At 67.8% G+C, this 2,494-nt stretch carries 2 protein-coding genes; both read left to right on the forward strand.

All coding sequences use genetic code 11. The annotated features are described in order from the left end of the window. Positions 1 to 152: 152 nt before the first annotated feature. Positions 153 to 1,532, forward strand: coding sequence for a type III glutamate--ammonia ligase (gene glnT / locus I0Q12_RS04465; protein ID WP_197250789.1), 1,380 nt, complete (start codon positions 153 to 155; stop codon positions 1,530 to 1,532). A 57-nt stretch (positions 1,533 to 1,589) separates the two neighbouring features. After that, positions 1,590 to 2,477, forward strand: a complete 888-nt coding sequence (locus I0Q12_RS04470) for a glutamine amidotransferase (protein WP_197250791.1) — start codon at positions 1,590 to 1,592, stop codon at positions 2,475 to 2,477. Positions 2,478 to 2,494 lie beyond the last annotated feature (17 nt).

A 2,494-nucleotide genomic window follows, 5' to 3' on the forward strand; every position in this document is an offset into this window, starting at 1 on the left:
TCCCGCCGCTGTTTTCCATTTCTGTAGCACGTCGCCGGGAACCGTCACGGCGATCTCACTGTCACGTAACACTCTCGTCATGGGCACCCTGTTTCCTTCTATTCGACACCGATTCCTATAGTGAAACCACCAGTCGAATCCGAGGAGCCCCCATGACGCTGGAAGCCACCGACACGTCCGTGCTGCGCCTCCCGTCCACGAACGGCCATGTCCCCGCGGCATCCGAGTCCCCGAGCCTGACCGAGCTCGCCCACGCGGCCGGTACCCGTTTCATCCTCGCCGTCTTCACCACCCTGTCCGGAAAGCCTTGTGCCAAGCTCGTTCCCATCGAATCCGTCGAGGAACTCGAGACCGAGGGCGTCGGCTTCGCCGGCTACGCTGCCGGCTCGATGGGCCAGGTTCCGAAGGATCCCGACCTCGTCGCCATTCCCGACGCCTCCTCCTTCACTCCGATCCCGTTCGTCCGCCCGGGTCTCGCGCTGGTGCACTGCGACCCGCACGTCGAGGGCAAGCCGTGGCCGTACGCACCGCGTGTGATCCTCAAGTCCGTGCTTGCACGAGCCGCCGAGCTGGGCCTCGAGGTCAACGTCGGCGCCGAGATCGAATACTTCCTGGTCAACAAGGACGAGAACGGGACGCTGCGCACTGCCGACGCGCTCGACACCTCCCGCCAGCCCTGCTACGACGCCCGCGACGTGACCCGCATGTACGAGCACCTGACGTCGATCTCGGAGGCGATGAACACCCTCGGGTGGGGCAACTACGCCAACGACCACGAGGACGGCAACGGCCAGTTCGAGCAGAACTTCCAGTACGCCGACGCGCTGACCACCGCCGACCGGGTGGTGACCCTGCGCTACCTGATCTCGGTGCTCGCCGAACAGCGCGGCATGACCGCCACGTTCATGCCCAAGCCGTTCGCCGACCGCACGGGATCGGGCATGCACATGCACCTGTCCCTGTGGAGCGACGGCGCCTCGGCGTTCCCCGACGCATCCGACCCGCGCGGCCTGGGCCTGTCGAAGACCGCCTACTCCTTCATCGCCGGGATCCTCGAGCACGCCTGCGCACTGCAGGGCGTCATCGCGCCGACGGTCAACTCCTACAAGCGCACCGGCGCGACCAGCACCTCCTCCGGCGCGACCTGGTCGCCGCGGTACGCGACCTACGGCGGCAACGATCGCACGCACTACCTGCGCGTCCCCGACCACAACCGCGTCGAACTGCGCGGCGGGGACGGCTCTGCGAATCCCTATCTCGCGACGGCCGCGACTGTCGCCGCCGGCCTGGACGGCATCGAGCGCGACCTCGACCCGGGCGCTCCGGGAGTCGGCGGCTCCACCGACACGCTGCCGATGACGCTCCTGCACGCGATGGATGCGCTCGAGGCCGACACGGTCGTCGCCGGCGCCCTCGACGCGGCCGGCGCGAAGGTCTCCGACTACTTCGCCTCCCTCAAGCGCGAGGAGTTCTTCCACTGGCACAACACCGTGACCCCGTGGGAGATCGACAGCTATCTGACCGCCTTCTGAAAACCCTTCGGCTTCTTCCGGATTCATCGAACAGACCATCGAACAGGAGAGACGACCATGTGCGGAATCGTCGGACTTCATCTGCGGGACGCCTCGCTCGAACCCCGGCTCGGCAGCCTGCTGACCGGAATGCTCGGGCAGATGGTGGACCGCGGACCGGATTCGGCGGGCGTCGCCGTCTACGGCAACCCGGCCTTCTCCCCCGCCGGCGAATCGTCGGTCTCGGTACTCGACGCGCCCGCAGATCTCGCCGCGGTCGTCGGCGACGCACTCGGTGTGAGCGTGGGCTCGCTCGATCTCGCCCCCACCACCGTGCTGCACGCCCCGGTCCCCGCGGCTCTGCTCGCCGACACCGTCCGCACCGTGGCACCCACAGGGACCGTCATCGGCTTCGGTGACGACGTGACCGTGCTCAAGGGAACGGGTGACCCGCGCATCCTCGCAGAGAACTTCGATCTGCCGTCCGCGTCCGGCTGGCAGGGGGTGGGCCATACCCGCATGGCCACCGAATCCGCCGTCACCGCAGCGGGATCCCACCCCTTCGCCGTGGGCCCGGACCAGTGCCTCGTCCACAACGGGTCGTTCTCCAACCACCTGTCGATCAAGCGCGAACTCGAGGACGAGGGCGTGGTGTTCGACAGCCGGAACGACACCGAGGTCGGCGCTCGCTTCGTCGCGAAGCACCTGGCGGAGGGTGCGGACCTCGAGAAGGCGCTGCGCCTGCTCGGTGAGCGTTTCGACGGGTTCTACACCCTGCTCGTCTCCACCTCCGATTCCTTCGCCGTGGTCCGTGATCCGATCGCCTGCAAGCCCGCGATCGTCGCCGAATGCGACGCCTACGTCGCCATGGCCTCGGAATTCCGTGCCCTGGCAGGGCTTCCCGGCATCGCCGACGCCCGCATCTTCGAACCCGAACCGGACCGGGTCTACGTGTGGCAGCGATGACCGGCGCCGTGACCACC

Origin of the sequence: Rhodococcus sp. CX, assembly GCF_015865005.1 — a bacterium.
In the GTDB taxonomy this organism is placed as follows: Bacteria; Actinomycetota; Actinomycetes; order Mycobacteriales; family Mycobacteriaceae; genus Rhodococcus.